This window comes from Salegentibacter haimaensis, assembly GCF_054121495.1.
The window spans coordinates 47235-64370 of record NZ_JBSYGH010000007.1 but is presented as its reverse complement, the minus strand read 5'-3'; the positions used below and the strand labels follow the sequence as shown (position 1 = coordinate 64370).

Below are 17136 nucleotides of genomic sequence, written 5' to 3'. Positions count from 1 at the left end.
CCCGAATTTAAGAAATAACCCCCGAACCTAATAATTCTTCTCCCTCATACCAGGCCACAAACTGACCTTCGGTAATGGAAGCCTGTGGTTCCTCGAAAACTATAAACAATCCGCTTTCGGTTTGATGCAACTTTGCTTTTTGAAGTGGTTGACGGTAACGGATTCTAGCCATCAGTTCCCTGCTTTCGCCGGTTTTTAAAGCCAGGTCCTCTCTAACCCAATGCACTTCATCCTGCTTAACGAAAAGCGCTTTTCGGTAAATGCCGGGGTGATCTTTACCCTGGCCGGTGTAGATGATATTTTCCTCTACATCGGTATCGATTACAAAAAGTGGCTCGGGTGTACCTCCCACAGCCAGACCTTTGCGCTGGCCTTTAGTGAAAAAATGAGCGCCCTGATGTTTTCCTACCACTTTGCCGTCTCCAGCTGAATACTCGAATTTTTTCGAGAGAAAATCCAGTTCCTCCTGTTTGTTGCTGAAGCTGGGAGTTGTTTCGGCATATTGAACATCTTCCGCAGGAATTTCTACAATTAGGCCTTCTTTTGGCTGAAGTTTTTGTTGCAGAAATTCGGGCAGGCGAACCTTCCCGATAAAACAAAGACCCTGGGAGTCTTTTTTATCGGCAGTGATCAGATCCTGTTCTGTGGCGATTTTACGAACCTCCGATTTTTGCAATTCCCCAATAGGGAAAAGGGTTTTCGAAAGTTGTTCCTGGGTGAGCTGACAAAGAAAATAGGACTGGTCTTTGTTTTGGTCTTTTCCGGATAGTAACTGATAGATGGTTTTCCCGTCTTTTTCAAATTCTGCTTTGCGGCAATAATGCCCGGTAGCAACAAAATCGGCACCCAGGGAAAGAGCGATTTTCATAAAAACATCGAATTTGATCTCGCGGTTACAAAGCACATCGGGATTTGGGGTGCGGCCCTGCTCGTATTCGTTGAACATATAATCTACGATGCGTTCTTTATATTCTTCGCTAAGATCTACGGTTTGAAAGGGAATTCCCAATTTTTCGGCAACCAGCATAGCATCGTTGCTATCGTCCAGCCAGGGACACTCGTCGGAAATAGTCACCGAATCATCATGCCAGTTTTTCATAAACAGGCCAATTACCTCATAGCCCTGCTGCTGAAGCAAATAAGCCGAAACACTGGAATCTACTCCGCCCGATAATCCTACTACCACTTTCTTTTTCATGAAGCTGTTTTTGATGGTCTCCGCTCTACAGTCGGAAACCGGGCTGCAAAATTACGAAATAATATAAAGTTAGTGACCCGGGAAAATGCCGCACAAAAAAAGGCTGTCTAAAATGAATATTAGATGTCAATTCGAGCGGTCCCGATAGCTATCGGGACGAGAATTTGTTCTCTTCTTTGCAAGCCATTTCGACTGCGCTCAATGTGACAAACTGATATTCTAAAGCTTTTTAGACAGCCTCGATATTTTTAATCCGGAAAGGTTAACCTATTCTCTCTCAAAAGTTATGCTGGCTCCGGGAACCGAGGTGAGTGAAAACACGAAGCGGTTATTGTTATTTTCAAAACTAACCAGGCCGGTTTGAGATCCAAAAAACGGAATATCAAAGGTGTAGACTCCGGCTCCTTCATTTTGCCAATCGGCAATATTGGTTTCGCTTTCGCATTCTCCGGCTGAGGTATTTGAATAAAACTCAGATTCTGCAGTTTTATCGGCCTTAAAGGTGATTGTTGACTGCCTGGAACAATCATTTAACTGAAAATTACCTGTAGGTTCATTTATTTCAACTGCGGTCCAGGTTCCTATGATGGGATCGGCTCCTCCGGCATCATCGTCGCTGCTACAGGCGATTAAAAGACTTAAACTAAAAACTAATGCAATTACTTTTTTCATAACTATGGTTTTTATTAGTGAGTTAAATATAGGTAAAAATCGATTTTATTAATATTCTATGCTTTCTTTTAGCTGGTTTGCTTCATAATATTTCCAGGTGCCCGATTTTTTATCGTCTTTGTACTGGCCTTCAATAATTTTCTCGCCTTCCTTGTTGTAATAGGTCACAGGCCCGTGTAATTTTCCTGCCTTGTAATTAAAATCCTGAAGCAATTGCCCGTTTTCTGAAAACACCTGGTTGCTGCCGTGCAATTTACCTTCCTTATAATTCGCGATTTCAGTGATTTGTCCGTTTGGGAAATAAGTGATTTGCTGCCCGTCTAACTCTCCATCGCGATAATGTTCTACCTGCATCGTATCTGTGGTATTTTGATGATAAATCACCCAGGTGGCTTCCCGTTTTTTATCCAGAATTTTTCCTGTACTAATGGGATTTCCTTTTTGGGTGTGGTAGGTGACATTTACCGTATCACTTTCTTCTGAAAAAATCATTATTGCTGAAGCATGCTCCTGAAAGCCCTTTTTATAAAATTTAAATTCGCCAATTTCTTTCCCGTGCTTAAATTCTCCTTCAAACTTTTTTTCTGAAGTACCTTCGAAATTAGTCTGCCAATGCCCGTGTCTACGGCCCTGCGCATCGGTTTGATTTACAGGCTCCTGGGCCTCCAGCATCGTGAAAGAGAGCAGGAAAATTAAAATTATCTTTTGTTTAAACATTATTAACAAAGATTAAACAGTTTTTTTGAGCAAGCTGAAATACTTTTACAACGTTACATAAAAACTCTGAATTATGGATTTTATTTCAAAACTAAGTAAAATCGCAGTGGTTGCTTTTTTAGCCACCGGATTTTTGGCCTGCAGCGACGATGACGAAGCAGGAGACATTATTGTTCCCTCTAATAGTATAGCCGATTTTGTTGCCAATAACGATAGCTATTCTTCACTTGCAGCGGCTTTAGACGCAGCCGGTTTAACTGCAACCTTAGATGGAAATACCAACTACACCGTATTTGCCCCAAACAACGCTGCTTTTAATACATTTTTATCGGCTAACGGATTCGCTTCTCTTGATGAGGTACCCGTTCCGGTTTTAAGAGAAATTCTGCTTAACCACGTTTTGGAAGGAACAGTGATGAGCAGTTCACTTTCAAATATGTATGTGAGTACTATGGCTACCGGGATGGCCAGTGATGAGAACCTGAGCATGTACATCAATGTAGATGATGGAGTAATGATCAACGGGATGGCCGAAGTAACCAATGCCGATATCGATGCTGATAACGGAGTGATTCACGCGGTAGATGCCGTGATTGGATTGCCTAGCATTGTAGATTTTGCAGTGGCCAACCCTAATTTCGAAATTTTGGTACAGGCCCTAACTCGTGAGGAAGATTACACCTTTGTAGAAACTCTTTCAATGACCGAAGCTCCTGCACCTTTTACTGTTTTTGCCCCTACCAACGATGCTTTTGTAGCTTTACTTGACGAACTAGGAGTAGCTAGTTTAGATGATATTGATTCTGAAACTCTTGCGACTGTTTTGACCTACCACGTGGTGGCTAATGCCAATGTGAGATCTTCAGATCTTAGTGATGGAATGAGGGTTGAAACTTTACAGGGAGATTCATTTACCGTGAATCTTGGAGATCCTGTGACCCTTACCGATGCCAATGGTAGAACCGCTGCTGTGGTTGCCGTAGATGTGCAGGCCAATAACGGAGTAATTCACGCTTTGGATACTGTTATCCTTCCTGAAATGTAAAATTTGTTGCTTGTTAGCTGTTATTGCGAAGACCCCTGGGTATGAAGGCTCAGGGGTTTTGTTTTTTAGTAAAAATATGATGCTGGGTGGCGGTGAAATAATCCCTGAAAATTTGGTTGATGCTATGATCTTCACTGCAGGCTGCAATTCCCAGCTTAGGATAAATTTCGATTATCGCTGCTGAAATTTGTTTGACTGAAGTTGCCGCATCAAGGTGAATCTCCTCCCTAAAACCCTGTTTAGGGCTTTCATTTGTAGAAATCGTTTGTTCAATAGCTGAAGCAAAATGTGCGATTTTTTTATTCGCGGTAACCAAAAGAGTTTTTAGCTTTTTGAAGTGCTGTGCTTCTTTTAGTTTTTCAGCTTCAGAAAGAAAATGAGTCGCCATACCTATATAATTTACCCAGAGCGTTAAATCGGCAAAAACCGCAAAGGGAATTTTAAAAATTGGCTGAGGCAGGTAGAATTCGTTGTAAATAAAACTTTGATTTTCAGGTACGATGATATCTTTCAGCCTAAAAGACTGGGTGGCTGAGGCTTTTAATCCCATCGCTGTCCAGTCGTCGATAATTTCCACTTTTTCTGAAGGAATTACAAAAGAGCGAATTTTCGGGTCGCCATTTTCATCACGAAGAACTTCGCCATTTTCGGTGATTTTTGCATTGAGGGTAAAATGGCTTAAGTAGGGCGCACCGGTAGCGTATTTCCAGGTACCTGAAATTTTATAATTTCCACCCTGTTTTTCGGCCGTTCCAAAAACGCCTCCGCTGCCGCCCAAAATTGTTGAAGAAGGATGGACAAAAATTTCTTTAGCAGCTTCAGGCTTCAGGTTTCCGATAAAATAATTGGCCCCGCTGCACAGGGTGATCGTCCAGCCCAAACTGCCGTCTATCCTCGCCAGTTTCTGGAGAACCTGAAGTCCTTCAGAAAAGGAAAACTCCAGGCCGCCATAGCTTTTCGGCACCCAAAGATTCCAGAGATTGAGTCGGGAAATCTGGTCCAGCAGTTTTTTGGAAAATTCAGGATTTCTGAAATCATATTGCTTAAGTTCCTGCAAATTGAGGTTCTCTTTCATTTCTTATAATTTTTCGCCATTTAAAATATCCAGAAGTACCCACGATAAAGAGGAAGGCGGTTAGGCCGGCATAGATATACAGTTCTTTATAGATAAGCAGCGGGATGGCGATGCTGTTGCTTATGTTTAGAAATATCCAGTTTTCAATTTTTCTTCTGGCCATTAACCACATCCCGGCCCAGGCAAATCCGCTCACGGCCGAATCCCAGAAAGGCACATCAGAATCGGTGTGAAAACGCAGCCAGTAACTCATTATACTAAAGCAAACCAGCACGATGCCCAGGGCGGTGAGGGTTTCAAATTTATCGGAGTAGGAGATGGGAGTTTGTTTTTTACGGCTTCCGTATTTCCAGAAAAACCAACCATAGATACTCATTACCAGGTAATAGAGGTTAAGCAGGATATCGGCATAGAGTTTTGAGCGGTACATCACCCAAAGGCTGATGAGAATAGAAACTATACCGAAAAGATAGTTGTGAATATTGTTTTGCCGGGCCAGCAAGACCTGGGTAATTCCGAAAATAGTTCCTATAGCCTGCAGCCAGGTGAGTTGAAAAAAAAATTCCTCGATCATTGTCATCTTATTTTTCCAATGAAATGAGGAGATGAAGGCACTGAAAAGCAGGGCAGTTCAATTTTTGGAAATTCCTACGCCGGCATTATCCGGATCAGGTTCAGAGCAAAAACTCCCGGGTATCATCTCAGCCTGCCTGTGGCAAGCACCCCATTTCTACCGCAAAGCTATAATTATTTTGCTGAATTCCAGACCGACTGCTATTTTTATACTGAAAAAACTATCGCTAATCCTGGCAAAAATCCTCATTTTTAAAATTGAAAAACTTCTAAAGCTATGACCACCACTCCCGAACACGACAAAAGAATGGCCGAACTCACTTTCGCTTCGGTTTATCCGCATTATGTAACCAAAGTTGAGAAAAAGGGCAGAACCAAAACCGAATTACACCAGGTAATTAGCTGGCTCACCGGCTTTGATGAACAGGAAATCAAGCAGCATATAGCTCAAAAATCAACTTTTAAAGAATTTTTTGAACAGGCCAGGCTCAACCCAAATGCCGAACTGATTAAAGGCGTGATTTGTGGCTACCGCATCGAAGAGATCGAAACGCCGCTTACCCGAAAGGTGCGCTATTTGGACAAACTGGTAGACGAGTTGGCCAAAGGCAAAAAAATGGAGAAGATATTGAGGGAAGGATAGAAATGCCGGCTATAGATTAATGATTCTTAGGTAGCGGAAAGAGCACCTGGGAATAATTCCTTCAGAAGATTTTTATAGAATTCAAGTACAACAGATGAGGTTTGAAGCCAAAAAAGGTATTTTATTTCAGGTGATAACTTATAGTTTAACCGGCTTGATCGTAGGGATTATATTCTATCGTATTTTAAAAGGGGAAGCATTAACTTCTGTTTTTCTTCTGCCCGATTTAGTGATGCTTTTATTTTTAATACCACTCTATTGGGCATTACTTTCAACAAATTATGAATTAACTGATAAATTTTTCCTTTATCGAAGTGGACCCCTAAAAGGTAAAATTGAAATTGATAAAATTCGGGAAATAGTTGTCGGAAAAACCTTGTGGGTGGGATTAAAACCGGCTTTAGCCAAAAAGGGATTGATCATTAAGTACAACAAGTACGATGAAATCTATATAAGTCCCGAATCTAATGAATCTTTTGTTCAAAAAATCAGGGAAATCAATCCAGGCATAAATATAATCCAGGATAAAAAATAATCCCCGGTTGCCGTCACCATCCATAAATTGAAATAAGGCGTGAACTATTCAGATGATTATTCTGTAACAAATTTCAGAAAATTCCTACTCATTGGATAAGCCTTTGGCATTTTGCCCGGCTGTGCATTCAAAATTAAAAATCCAAAAAAACATACTGTGTTTAAAAGCAAGCTTCAATCTCTAATAGTTTTAGCGATCCTTCTTTTTTCTTCCTGCCAGAAAGATGACAATATTCAACAAACCGATTATTCCATAGAATCCAGTGATTATTTCCAGATTATTAGTACTTATTCGAACGGCTGGATAAAAGAGGCTAAACATATAGACAGCCAGGACCAACCCGATGATGAGTTCGAATATTACGAAAACGGGTATATAAAATCGGCTAAAATCTATTCCAGCACAGAGCAGCAGCATTTATATATGGAAGTAAGCCGAAGTGAAGACAATAAACCTCTTTGGTCCAAATATTATACCCGCGAAGGTGATCTTTGGTTTGAAACCGAATATGAAAATGGCCTGCCTTCAATAAAAAAAGTATATAGCGAAAAAGGCACCTCTGTATTTGAATATGAGGAAGGCGACCTGGCCGCTGTAGAATTTACCAGGACCGATAATAGCGCATCAAGTTTAACTGTTTTTGATAAAAATGCAGACACCAGAACAGTTAGCATCAAAAAAGACGGGGTGATTATTCTGAACCAGGTCTATCCCTATACCGAGGCTGTGGGTACCGGAATACTAACGAGCAACCAGGTTCCGCTGGCTAACCCATTTGATAATCCCGAAGGGAACTATCGTGAGATAGACGAATCTTTTTCTCATAATCCAAGCTGGCAGTACGATGCAGACCCTGTTGAGGAGATTCCGGTTTATAGGTATTTCTCTGACTTTTATTACGATCACTCCACTTTTGCAACGAAGTTCGCAGTAAACACAGAGCTCTACCAATCAATTATTGAGCAGTATCCGGTTACCGAAGATGAAGTTCTTACTTTAAACTATAAGTATAAGAAGGGCAGCAATTCTTTCGTTCCTGCACTCGAAGAGAGTCAAAGCCTTACTGAAGAAAGGGAGAATGATTCATCTCTTTTTGAATTAAAATACGGAAATGAGTACGTTGAGGAAGTTTATTACGGGAAAGTCATTTATATGATAGGAGCATTACGAAATATGCCTACCAATGAAAAAGCAGCCGGTGAAATTAAAAACCTGGCCCGGAAGAAAATGGGCTTTATCATAGACGGCAAAGATCAGCTAACAGCCGAAGAGGAGGAAGTATTAGACAAGGTGTGGTTTGAAGTGAAATTTTTCTCCACCTTGAAATCGCATCGCAACGGAATTGTATTGAATAATAACCTGGATTATAATGCAGTTATTCAGGAATTTCAAAATGCAGAATCTTCGATTATTCAACTGGAGTATGCCCCGTTTGAAAATTTATTTACTGGAAATTAAAATCAAAACTCTAAGCTATAAAAAAAGTCACCTTTCTGGTGGCTTTTTTATTTTAAATAAGCAACGAAGTACGAATAGGAAATTAAAAAAGATTTCTTCAGCAACATACATTGGTATTAGAAGGGCTTTTAGATTAGGTTCTGTACTAAAAAGTATAGTTTCTTTGAGAAGAATGAATTGGAATTTAATTGAGCCAGTATTTTAAACGATGAAAAGAATTTCCACTAAATAAGTTAGGAGAAGACTTCTTATTTTTGTTAGAAATGATAAGAGAATGAATATTCAAGCGGAGAAAATAGAATTGGCAAAAATGTTATTGAGTACTAACGATCCCAGGATAATTCAGTCTATCAAAGAAATTTTGAAGAAGGAAATAAATACTGATTTTTGGGAGGAGTTAACTTCCGATCAAAAGGAAGAAATCAAGCTTGCCAAAAAACAAATAAAAGAAGGCAAATCTTCAAACTACGAATCGTTTATGCGTCAACATAGATAATGAGTAGAAAGGTAATTTTTTCTCAATAATTTATTTACTCACATTTTTTGATACACGACAAAATCCGAAAAGTTTAAATAAAGATTTATTATAAGAATAAGGTTTTAAAAATGATAAGCACGCAAGACTTTATAAAATCAGAGCCCATATTTTTAAAGCTTATTTATTTGATCGGTTTAGCCTTGCTTGTAACAAATCTAATCCTGGCATTTATTTTTGATGTAAGGATAAATCCTCTGCGTTATACCGTTTATAGTATAGTAGTGCTATATTTCTTTAGAAAATATTACCGAGACCGCAAAGAAAAGCGCCTGGATCATAAGAAGTAATTTAAACCCTGACCTCATCGTTTTCCAGAGCTTGTTGTTGTTCTTTTTGAATTTTCCGCACATCTTTCTTTAGCAATAATGCGATTATAAATGCCAGAATAATGAGGCCGGTGAATACGTGGAAAACGGGAATATAGCTCCCGGTAAAAGCGTGGATCTGTGCCACCAGGGTTGGACCAATGAGTCCGCCCAGAGACCAGGTGGTTAAAAGATAGCCGTGTATGGCTCCGAGTTCTTTAGTGCCAAAAAGATCGGCGATAAAAGCCGGAAGATTTGAAAATCCGCCGCCATAGCAGCTTACCACCAGGAAGATAAGGATTTGAAAAAGCAGGGCGCTGGAGATATTAGGCAGACTTATAAAAGCCACCAGCTGAATCACAAAAAATATGATAAATACTACGGGCCGGGAGAGGTAATCTGAAGCCGCCGCCCAACCCAGGCGACCGGCTCCATTGAAAATTCCCATCAAGCCCACCATCACTGCCGCCGCAGCTGCAGTCATCCCGCCAATACTTTGTGCCATTGGGGAGGCCACCGAGATCATCATAATTCCGGCGCTGGTATTGATTAACATCATTGCCCAAAGCATCCAGAAATGTTTGGTGCGAACCGCTTTTCTGGCGCCAAGGTAAGCCAGGTCTTTGATTCTTTTTCCGGGGCCCGGGCCTACTGTCTCTTTCCAGCCTGCAGGTTTCCAGGATTTGGGTGGGGGTGCAATATACAGAGCCCCAAACATCATCAGAAGAAAATAACAGGAACCCAGGATATAAAAGGTGGTTGAGATGCTTAAAACATCCATCAAATAGGCCGCTACCGGCGCAGTGATAAGCGCTCCGGTCCCGAAGCCCAGTACAGCCATTCCGGTGGCCAGTCCGCGGCGGTCGGGAAACCATTTAACCAGGGTAGAAACCGGGGAGATATAACCTATTCCCAGTCCAACCCCACTTAGAAATCCGTAGTTAAAAATAAACAGGGGTAGAGAATCCAGGGAAACAGCCAGGCCCGAGCCCGCCTGGCCCAGTCCGAAAAGTATTGCCGCCAGGATAGCCGATTTCCTAGGTCCGCTTCTTTCTACGAATCTTCCGAAGACCGCAGCAGAGGCTCCGCCGAGAGTCATCATCACTGTAAAAGCCATAGTCACCGAAGCAACGCTCCAGTCCAGGGATTCAACTAAAGGAATTGTATAAACGCTATAGGCATAAGCTGCGCCAATGGAAAGATGAATGCAAATGGCCGACAGGGCGATCAACCATCTGTTTTTAGTAGTTTTCATAAGTAGGTTTAATAGAGATAAAGCAAAATATTTGTTTCAGCTTAATGATTGCCAAAAATTTTAAAGCTTAAGTACTTAATATTTTCCTGATTATCCTAATAATTTGAGAAAACTATAAATCCTGAAGTACCCGAACGGCTTTTACAAATCTCCGGATATAGGTGGGACTGGAGAGGCTGGTAGTAATCACTTCCATAGAATTACCCGAAGAAGCGTGAATAAATTCACTTGCGGTGCCATTCGCTTTTGTGACGATCCCAATATGGCCAATCGCGTTTCGGGTGGGACTTAAGAATAGCAACAAATCGCCTTTTTCGACTTCTGCAATCGGGATTTCCTGTCCAAAATCTTCGTAACCCGAAGTGCTTCGGGGAACTTCGATATCGAAATACTGATAAACATAGTAGACATAGCCGGAACAGTCAAAACCTTCAATTCCATTTCCCGCCGTAACATAGGGCGTGCCTAAAAGATCTTCACTGAAATCCACCAAACTGTCTCTAAGGCCGGGTTTAGATGCTACAGTAGTCATTTCAGAATCAGTTTCTTTAGGTTCCACTGTTGATTGAGGCATTGCCTTCTCAGGTTTGACTTCGGCTTCTTCTGTATCGAAATAAGTGATATAACCTACAGCAGAAAACAGCAGAATTAAAAAAATGATTTTGCCGGTATTTTTGAGCCTGTGTTTTTTCATCTGTTTAAATGTAGGTTTTTCCAGAAAAAATGAGGCAGGGCCGTTAAACTTTTGGTTCAGCAATTAATCTGTAAATTGCGGGCTTTAATCGAAAATTAACCCCGGAACGTGAAATTGCGACAAAAAAGAAGGCTGATAACTTATCTAAATATTCTGGATCAACCGATACGAATTAATCCATTTGTTTTTAGCCGAAGTTTTTTCCTCTGGGCTTTGCTGGGGTTGATCGGGGGGGTGATTGCCGGAGTCTACTGGATTATTCTAGAATATCTCACTCACAGTTTAGCTTTTTTTGAAGGCTGGCTGTTGATTCCGGTGATGGCAATCGCAGGACTCCTGGCCGGACTTATCATTCATTTTATTGGAGACCCGGGCGAGATACATCTCATAGTCAACAATATTCGATTTAATAAAGGCAGGCTGGATCCAAAAAACAATCCCTCTATGATTTTATCTTCCCTCTTATGCGTGGCATCGGGGGGAAGTTTGGGGCCAGAGGCGCCTCTGGTGCAGGTTACCGGCTCTACCGGCACATGGCTGGGAAAAGTTTTCAGACTGAAAGGAGAGGAATTAAGGTCTTTGAGCATCGCAGGGATGGCTTCGGGTTTTACGGCACTTTTTGGTGCTCCCCTGGGCGGAAGCTTGTTTTCGCTGGAAATTCTTCATCACAAATACGCGGTGGAATACTTTAAGGCAATTATCCCCGCCTTTGTAGCCAGCTCTTTTAGTTACCTCATTTTTGCCATTATAATTCATCTGGGACTTGGTCCCATTTGGGATCTATCGGCTTATGAATATTCAGGGGTTTTCGATTTTGGATATGCTGTATTTTTTGCGGTAGTAGGAGCCCTATTTGGATGGGGATTTATTTTTTGCACCAAATTCTTTAAAAGATTGTTTGAGCATCGCCCTCTCCCCATTTACATTAAAACCCTGATCGGCGGAATTCTATTGGGAATTATTGCTTTTTATCTTCCCATCACCCGTTATTTTGGTCATCACGAGATCAATGAACTTTTAAATTCAGGTTTTTCACTGGAATTTTTGATCGCGATTCTCATTTTTAAAATTATCGCCATATCTATCACGGTGACTTCGGGTTGGAGGGGTGGATTTATAATCCCGCTATTCTTTGTAGGAGCAAGCCTGGGGCTGATATTGCATCAACTTTTTCCCGGGATAAACCTGAGTCTGGCTATAGTGAGTTGTATGGCTGCAATCAATGCCTGTGTTACCCGCACGCCTATGAGTACCACGATCCTGCTGGCTACACTTACCGGTTTCGGGCATTTTATTCCCATACTTTTTGCAAGTCTCACCGGATACTTCCTGGCGCCCAGAATTCCGTTTATAGGCTCCCAACTAAAGGGAGAATAGCCCGGCCACCTTTAAAACCCAAAACTTTAAATTTTCCTATCTTGTAGGGCAGGCAGCTTAAGCCTATCCCGGCTGCTTAATAAAATACCCTGTTATCCCGGGTGTTTTAATGATAATGGGAGGAAAAATAGGGGGTGAAAGGCGTTGGGCACAAGGCAAAAAACGACTAAACGAAAATCAAAATTGAAAGAAAAGATTCAAAAATATGACTTTAAAAAAGGGCTTCCACAGGAGTTTGAAATCATAAAATTTGATTTACTTTTCAACGAGTTCTCTGAAGAATTAAAAAAACCTCATAGAGCGGAATTTTATCAAATATTTTGGTTTCAAGAAGGTAGTCCAACTCATATTGTTGACTTTAAACCAATAAAAGTCAATCACAACTCTTTATTATTTATCAATAAAAACAGTGTTCAACTTTTTGACACCAAAACAAAGTTTAAAGGAAAAGGAATACTGTTTACTGACAATTTTTTCTGCAAAACAAACTTTGACACACAATTCTTAAAAAGCACAATTCTCTTTAATGATTTGCTTTCTGTTGCTCAAATCAATATTTCAGATTCGATAATTGAGACAATATTTAGTCTACTTGAAACAGAAACAGAAAATCTAAAAGATGCATATCAAGCAGATATTATTAGAAATGACTTGCGAAATCTCTTATTGCATTCTGAAAGGGAAAGAAAAAAGCAAGGTTTTGTCGAATTAGAAAAAGACACGAATTTAGAGTTTGCCTTGATTTTTAAAGACCTTTTGGAAAACAATTTTATCGAACACAAAAATGTAGGTTTCTACGCAGACAAAATGAATATTTCTACAAAAAGGTTGAATCAAACGACTTCAAAGATATTTGGAAAATCGCCTAAAAATATCATAGACGATAGAGTTTTACTTGAATGCAAGCGATTATTGGTACACACCAATAATAGCATCAAGGAAATAGCTTATTTATTGGGATTTGAGGAACCAACCAACTTTATCAAGTATTTTAAGAAGCACACAGGCGAAACACCAAATTCCTTTAGCGAAAAATACGTTTAGGCTCAAAAGTATCATTCAAAGGCGTTTCTGTATCGCCCCTTTTCTTCTTCTTTGCCGCAACTTTGCAGTATCAAATTAAAGTCAATAAAAATGAAACAGATACTAATAAGTGCAACAGTAGTTTTAACAATGGGCTAGACTTCTTGTAATGGACAACAAAAACAAAATTTAGAAACTAAAAAAGAAGAAAAAATGGAAATTTCCAACAAACAAAAAGTAGTTGCTCTTTTAAAAAGCATTGAAACAGGCGAGACAGAACCTATTGGTTACATTAACCCTGACAAATATATTCAGCACAATTTAGGTGCCGCAGATGGGCTTGTGGGGTTTGGTGCATTATTGCAACAGTTACCGCCCAATTCAGCAAAAGTAAATACTGTTAGGGCATTTCAAGACGGAGATTATGTCTTTACTCACACCGATTATAATTTTTTTGGACCGAAAATCGGGTTTGACATTTTTCGCTTTGAAAACGGAAAAATTGTAGAGCATTGGGATAATTTGCAAGAAACCCCTGCAAATCCAAATCCAAGTGGACACACTATGATTGACGGTGCAACCGAAATCAAAGACCTTGACAAAACGGAAGCAAACAAAACCTTGGTTAGAAATTTTGTTGACGACATTTTAGTAAACGGAAGAATGGAAAAACTTTCCGGATATTTTGACGGAGATAACTACATTCAGCACAATCCAAATATTCCTGACCAACTTTCAGGACTTGGTGCAACACTTGAAGCCTTAGGAAAACAAGGCATCTTTCTGAAATATGACAAAATTCATAAAGTGCTTGGCGAAGGTAATTTTGTTCTCGTTGTTAGTGAAGGACACTTCGGAAAAGATTACAACGCTTTTTACGACTTGTTCCGAGTTGAGAACGGAAAAATTGCCGAGCATTGGGACGTAATTGAACCAATGACACCAAAAGAGAATTGGAAGAATAACAATGGTAAATTCTAAATCTTGCAGTTATGGAGAAGCTACTAGTAAAATTCATTGTAAGTATTATAATTTTTGGAACCTACGGCATTCAAAGTTTTGGGCAAACTTCCAATGAAGATGCTGAAAGAGATGCCATCAAAAGGGTACTTGATGACTATATGATTTCCATAAACGAAGCAGATACTGTTTTGGGAAGCAAAGTTTTTCTTACGAGTGAAAAGGTTAATTTTATTCATCCCCGCAAACATGAAATGGGATGGGAAAATATCAAAAGTGGTATTTATGGGATGTTTGGCAGTAGATTTTCTAAGCGGAATTTGAAGAGCACTGAAGAAATTATAACCTTCTTTGATGATGTGGCAATTTTGGAGTTCTACTGGGTTTTTGATGCCATATTTAACGATGAAGATGCCACCCCCCTTCAAACAAAGGGTCGTGAGACCCAGGTTTTGAAAAAGTATGGGGACGATTGGAAAATTATCCATGTTCATTATTCCAGTATGCCAGTTACAGGTGAAAGAGAAGGGTTTTGACTGGAGTTCAATTTCAATAATGGTTATACGTTAATCAAACTCTATTAACTTTAAAAAGCCTTGAAAATAGAAAGTCAGGGCTTTAGTTTATTTTTACAGACTGAACAACAAAAACTGTGATTCAAAAATTACTAGGACTTCTAATGTCTATAGTGCCATAACCCCGTGGTCTGAAAATTCGCCAGAAAAGATTTCATGAGGGGTCAAACTATGGGAAGTGATTTTGTGAAAATCAACCCAAACATTTCCTATCATATTGCTTTCACTTATATCCATATGCCCTGGATTAAAGAACGAAAAATAGAAAAAGTTCAAGCGAATGAAGATAATCTACTCCACTATTTACCAAATACCAAACGGAATTATTTTATTGATGCGAATGGATTAATTTCCAACAAAGAGTATAAAAGCTTTTTCGGATTAAATAATGATACAACGAATTGGTTTAACCAATTTGATGCTTTAATTTTCATTGGGAAAGGTATACGATCTAATTTTATTGAGTTAGAGTGAGAGAAGGGGTAGCGTTAGATAGAAAATAATTAACTTGACCAACGAACCAGGTCAAAGCTGACAAATTCGCGTACCGTGCTCCGCCAACTTGTGTTATGCGAGACCGTTGGCAATAATTATCTAAATAAAAATTCGGCTCACCAACCTAAAACTTAAACCTAAACAAATATGAAATTTATTATTCTTCTTATTACACTACTCTTTTCAATTTCAAATGCAATTGCTCAAGAAAAAGTTTTAATGAATATCGATTATAGTACAGATAGTCAAGATTTACAAACAATTTTAAGGTTTGAACAAATTAACCTGGCTAAATTCAATTTTAGTGGAAATTTAAAAGGGAAAGATTATACTATTAAGATAAATGAATATGAGAAAGGGGAACTAGTAAAAACAGACACTATCTTCTATAGCTCAGAAGACGATTATTTCAAAATAAAAAAAGACACTTTAAAATTAATATTCATAACTAAGAACACGAATGAAGAACTTATTTTCCAATTAAACGGTAACGGGTTCTCAAGTCCTAAAAGGAATTACGACATATCAGAATCGAATGGAAGATATGCTTATAAAGATTTCTTAGGTTCAGAGGATTCAAAAAGTTTTGACACGAATAGTTCATTTCCATTATTCACTATTATTACACCTACGGTGTACAAAGATGGATCCAAATCCTATTGCAGGGTTGCTCAATCAGGAATAAAGCCAGAAAATTTAGGTAAAGAATTCGATATTCCTCATTATTTCGTTGCTACAATGACTATTGAATAGATAAGGGTTGCCAACATTGTTCACCGCCAAAGCCGGCACCGTTAGTAAGAAGATAATTAACTTGACCAACAAACCAATACTAAACAGACATCCCGATAGCTATCGGGACGCGTCTTTTTTCCCGCGACTTATTATTATGCGCATCCATCTCCACCAGGGCCCGAAAAAATAAATCGTTTTTAAACTAAAAATATTATGATGAGAATTCTACTAATAATTCTATGTTTCTGCAGTTTTAATTTAAATGCTCAAAATCATCAATTTTCTCTAACTGGAAAAACTTCAACCCTGGAAGATGGAACCTATCTTTATCTAAGAGATTTGGTTACCGGGAAATTAATAGATTCGGCAAAAGTTGAAAATAATAGGTTCAATTTAGATACAGATCTTGAGAAATCTATGGTATTTGCTATGTTATTTACCCAGGATAAGAAGAATTTCACCGAGCTTTGGATAGAAGGAAATAAAATGACTTTAGATGCATCAAATACAGGTTTTAATAATGCAATTATAGAAGGTTCAAAAAGTCAGGAGTTATCTAAAAAAATAAGCAGCGAAGTTCACGCAAATATTGTTGATCTACCTACAGATACTATTAAGAAAAGAGAAATTAATTTTATAAGGCAATATCCCAATTCATTAGTGAGTGCATATTTTCTAAACGGCAACAGAAGAATGAGCCAGCAAGAAATTCAAGAGCTCTATTCGACTTTATCTACTGAGGTTCGTCATTCTGCAATAGGTGAAAGAATCGCTGATTTCCTGAAAAAAGATATTCCTGAAATAGGTGATAAATATGAAGACTTTCAGGTGCCGAATAAGAATCATAATCTTCAAAAAATTTCAGAACTCACCGGAAAATTAACCCTTATTCAATTTTGGTCATCTACATGCGGTGGAAGCCGAAAGATGAATTCAACACTGAAAAAAGTTTATAATGAATATCATTCCCAGGGTTTGAATATTATTAGTATTTCAAACGATGGTTCGAAATCTAGTTGGATTAATGCTATAAATGAAGATGATTTATCGTGGGCACAGTTAAGTAACTTAGAAGGCTGGAATGGAGAAGTTTTTAAAGCTTATGGCATTTCTTCGACTCCCTCAAATCTACTAATTGATGAAAATGGTATTATAATCGGCAAGAATTTAATGGGGGAAGGTTTAGAGAATAAAATAAAACAAAGTCTAAATTAGGGGCAGATCCGGTTTACATCAAGGTTAATTATAAGCATTAAAAACACA

Annotated in this window: 19 protein-coding genes and 1 riboswitch; of the genes, 12 read left to right on the top strand and 7 right to left on the bottom strand. The window is 39.0% G+C overall.

The window, feature by feature from the left end; all coding sequences use genetic code 11:
- Positions 1-7 precede the first annotated feature (7 nt).
- From mnmA to ACW6QP_RS08295, 3 genes are all read right to left on the bottom strand, one after another.
- Positions 8-1198 (bottom strand): tRNA 2-thiouridine(34) synthase MnmA, encoded by a 1191-nt coding sequence (gene mnmA, locus ACW6QP_RS08305; RefSeq protein WP_457910403.1) that lies wholly within the window; start codon positions 1196-1198, stop codon positions 8-10.
- 267 nt (positions 1199-1465) lie between these two features.
- Positions 1466-1870, bottom strand: a complete 405-nt coding sequence (locus tag ACW6QP_RS08300; protein ID WP_457910402.1) for a lipocalin family protein — start codon at positions 1868-1870, stop codon at positions 1466-1468.
- A gap of 48 nt (positions 1871-1918) precedes the next feature.
- Positions 1919-2587: a toxin-antitoxin system YwqK family antitoxin gene (locus tag ACW6QP_RS08295; protein ID WP_457910401.1), complete on the bottom strand. Its 669-nt coding sequence runs from the start codon at positions 2585-2587 to the stop codon at positions 1919-1921.
- Positions 2588-2660: 73 nt separating this feature from the next.
- Between ACW6QP_RS08295 and ACW6QP_RS08290 the strand changes: the two genes are divergently transcribed.
- On the top strand, positions 2661-3632 hold the full coding sequence (locus tag ACW6QP_RS08290) for a fasciclin domain-containing protein (RefSeq protein ID WP_457910400.1): 972 nt from the start codon (positions 2661-2663) through the stop codon (positions 3630-3632).
- 49 nt (positions 3633-3681) lie between these two features.
- On the opposite strand, the gene ACW6QP_RS08285 is transcribed toward ACW6QP_RS08290, so the two are convergent.
- Positions 3682-4707 carry an acyl-CoA dehydrogenase family protein gene (locus tag ACW6QP_RS08285; protein ID WP_457910399.1) on the bottom strand — a complete coding sequence of 342 codons (1026 nt, stop codon included), beginning with the start codon at positions 4705-4707 and terminating at the stop codon, positions 3682-3684.
- Positions 4676-5281, bottom strand: coding sequence for a nicotinamide riboside transporter PnuC (gene pnuC / locus ACW6QP_RS08280; RefSeq protein ID WP_457910398.1), 606 nt, complete (start codon positions 5279-5281; stop codon positions 4676-4678). The genes ACW6QP_RS08285 and pnuC overlap by 32 nt, the downstream gene beginning before the upstream one ends.
- 54 nt (positions 5282-5335) lie before the next feature.
- A riboswitch (TPP riboswitch) is annotated at positions 5336-5444 on the bottom strand.
- A gap of 113 nt (positions 5445-5557) precedes the next feature.
- On the opposite strand from pnuC, the gene ACW6QP_RS08275 reads away from it, so the two are divergent.
- The 4 genes from ACW6QP_RS08275 (at position 5558) to ACW6QP_RS08260 (ending at position 8412) form a co-directional block, all read left to right on the top strand.
- Positions 5558-5923, top strand: a complete 366-nt coding sequence (locus ACW6QP_RS08275; RefSeq protein WP_457910397.1) for a DUF2200 domain-containing protein — start codon at positions 5558-5560, stop codon at positions 5921-5923.
- A 154-nt stretch (positions 5924-6077) separates the two neighbouring features.
- Positions 6078-6458, top strand: a complete 381-nt coding sequence (locus ACW6QP_RS08270; RefSeq protein WP_457910396.1) for a PH domain-containing protein — start codon at positions 6078-6080, stop codon at positions 6456-6458.
- Positions 6459-6614: 156 nt separating this feature from the next.
- Positions 6615-7916 carry a hypothetical protein gene (locus tag ACW6QP_RS08265; RefSeq protein ID WP_457910395.1) on the top strand — a complete coding sequence of 434 codons (1302 nt, stop codon included), beginning with the start codon at positions 6615-6617 and terminating at the stop codon, positions 7914-7916.
- A gap of 274 nt (positions 7917-8190) precedes the next feature.
- Complete coding sequence (locus ACW6QP_RS08260; protein WP_457910394.1) at positions 8191-8412, top strand: hypothetical protein; 222 nt, start codon at positions 8191-8193, stop codon at positions 8410-8412.
- Positions 8413-8742: 330 nt separating this feature from the next.
- Here the strand turns inward: ACW6QP_RS08260 and ACW6QP_RS08255 are convergent, their stop codons facing one another.
- On the bottom strand, positions 8743-10014 hold the full coding sequence (locus ACW6QP_RS08255; protein ID WP_457910393.1) for an L-lactate MFS transporter: 1272 nt from the start codon (positions 10012-10014) through the stop codon (positions 8743-8745).
- A gap of 112 nt (positions 10015-10126) precedes the next feature.
- Entirely contained in the window at positions 10127-10708 is a 582-nt protein-coding gene (locus ACW6QP_RS08250; protein WP_457910392.1) for a C40 family peptidase, read from the bottom strand.
- Positions 10709-10816: 108 nt separating this feature from the next.
- Between ACW6QP_RS08250 and ACW6QP_RS08245 the strand changes: the two genes are divergently transcribed.
- The 7 genes from ACW6QP_RS08245 (at position 10817) to ACW6QP_RS08215 (ending at position 17088) form a co-directional block, all read left to right on the top strand.
- Entirely contained in the window at positions 10817-12085 is a 1269-nt protein-coding gene (locus ACW6QP_RS08245) for a chloride channel protein (RefSeq protein WP_457910391.1), read from the top strand.
- A gap of 183 nt (positions 12086-12268) precedes the next feature.
- Entirely contained in the window at positions 12269-13129 is an 861-nt protein-coding gene (locus tag ACW6QP_RS08240; RefSeq protein WP_457910390.1) for a helix-turn-helix domain-containing protein, read from the top strand.
- Positions 13130-13321: 192 nt separating this feature from the next.
- On the top strand, positions 13322-14089 hold the full coding sequence (locus tag ACW6QP_RS08235) for a nuclear transport factor 2 family protein (protein ID WP_457910389.1): 768 nt from the start codon (positions 13322-13324) through the stop codon (positions 14087-14089).
- Positions 14090-14100: 11 nt separating this feature from the next.
- Complete coding sequence (locus tag ACW6QP_RS08230; RefSeq protein ID WP_457910388.1) at positions 14101-14604, top strand: YybH family protein; 504 nt, start codon at positions 14101-14103, stop codon at positions 14602-14604.
- Positions 14605-14814: 210 nt separating this feature from the next.
- Complete coding sequence (locus tag ACW6QP_RS08225) at positions 14815-15117, top strand: hypothetical protein (RefSeq protein ID WP_457910387.1); 303 nt, start codon at positions 14815-14817, stop codon at positions 15115-15117.
- A gap of 168 nt (positions 15118-15285) precedes the next feature.
- A complete protein-coding gene (locus tag ACW6QP_RS08220) occupies positions 15286-15891 on the top strand; it encodes a hypothetical protein (protein ID WP_457910386.1) in 606 nt (201 codons plus the stop codon).
- Positions 15892-16086: 195 nt separating this feature from the next.
- Positions 16087-17088: a thioredoxin-like domain-containing protein gene (locus ACW6QP_RS08215; protein WP_457910385.1), complete on the top strand. Its 1002-nt coding sequence runs from the start codon at positions 16087-16089 to the stop codon at positions 17086-17088.
- The last annotated feature ends 48 nt before the right edge of the window (positions 17089-17136 follow it).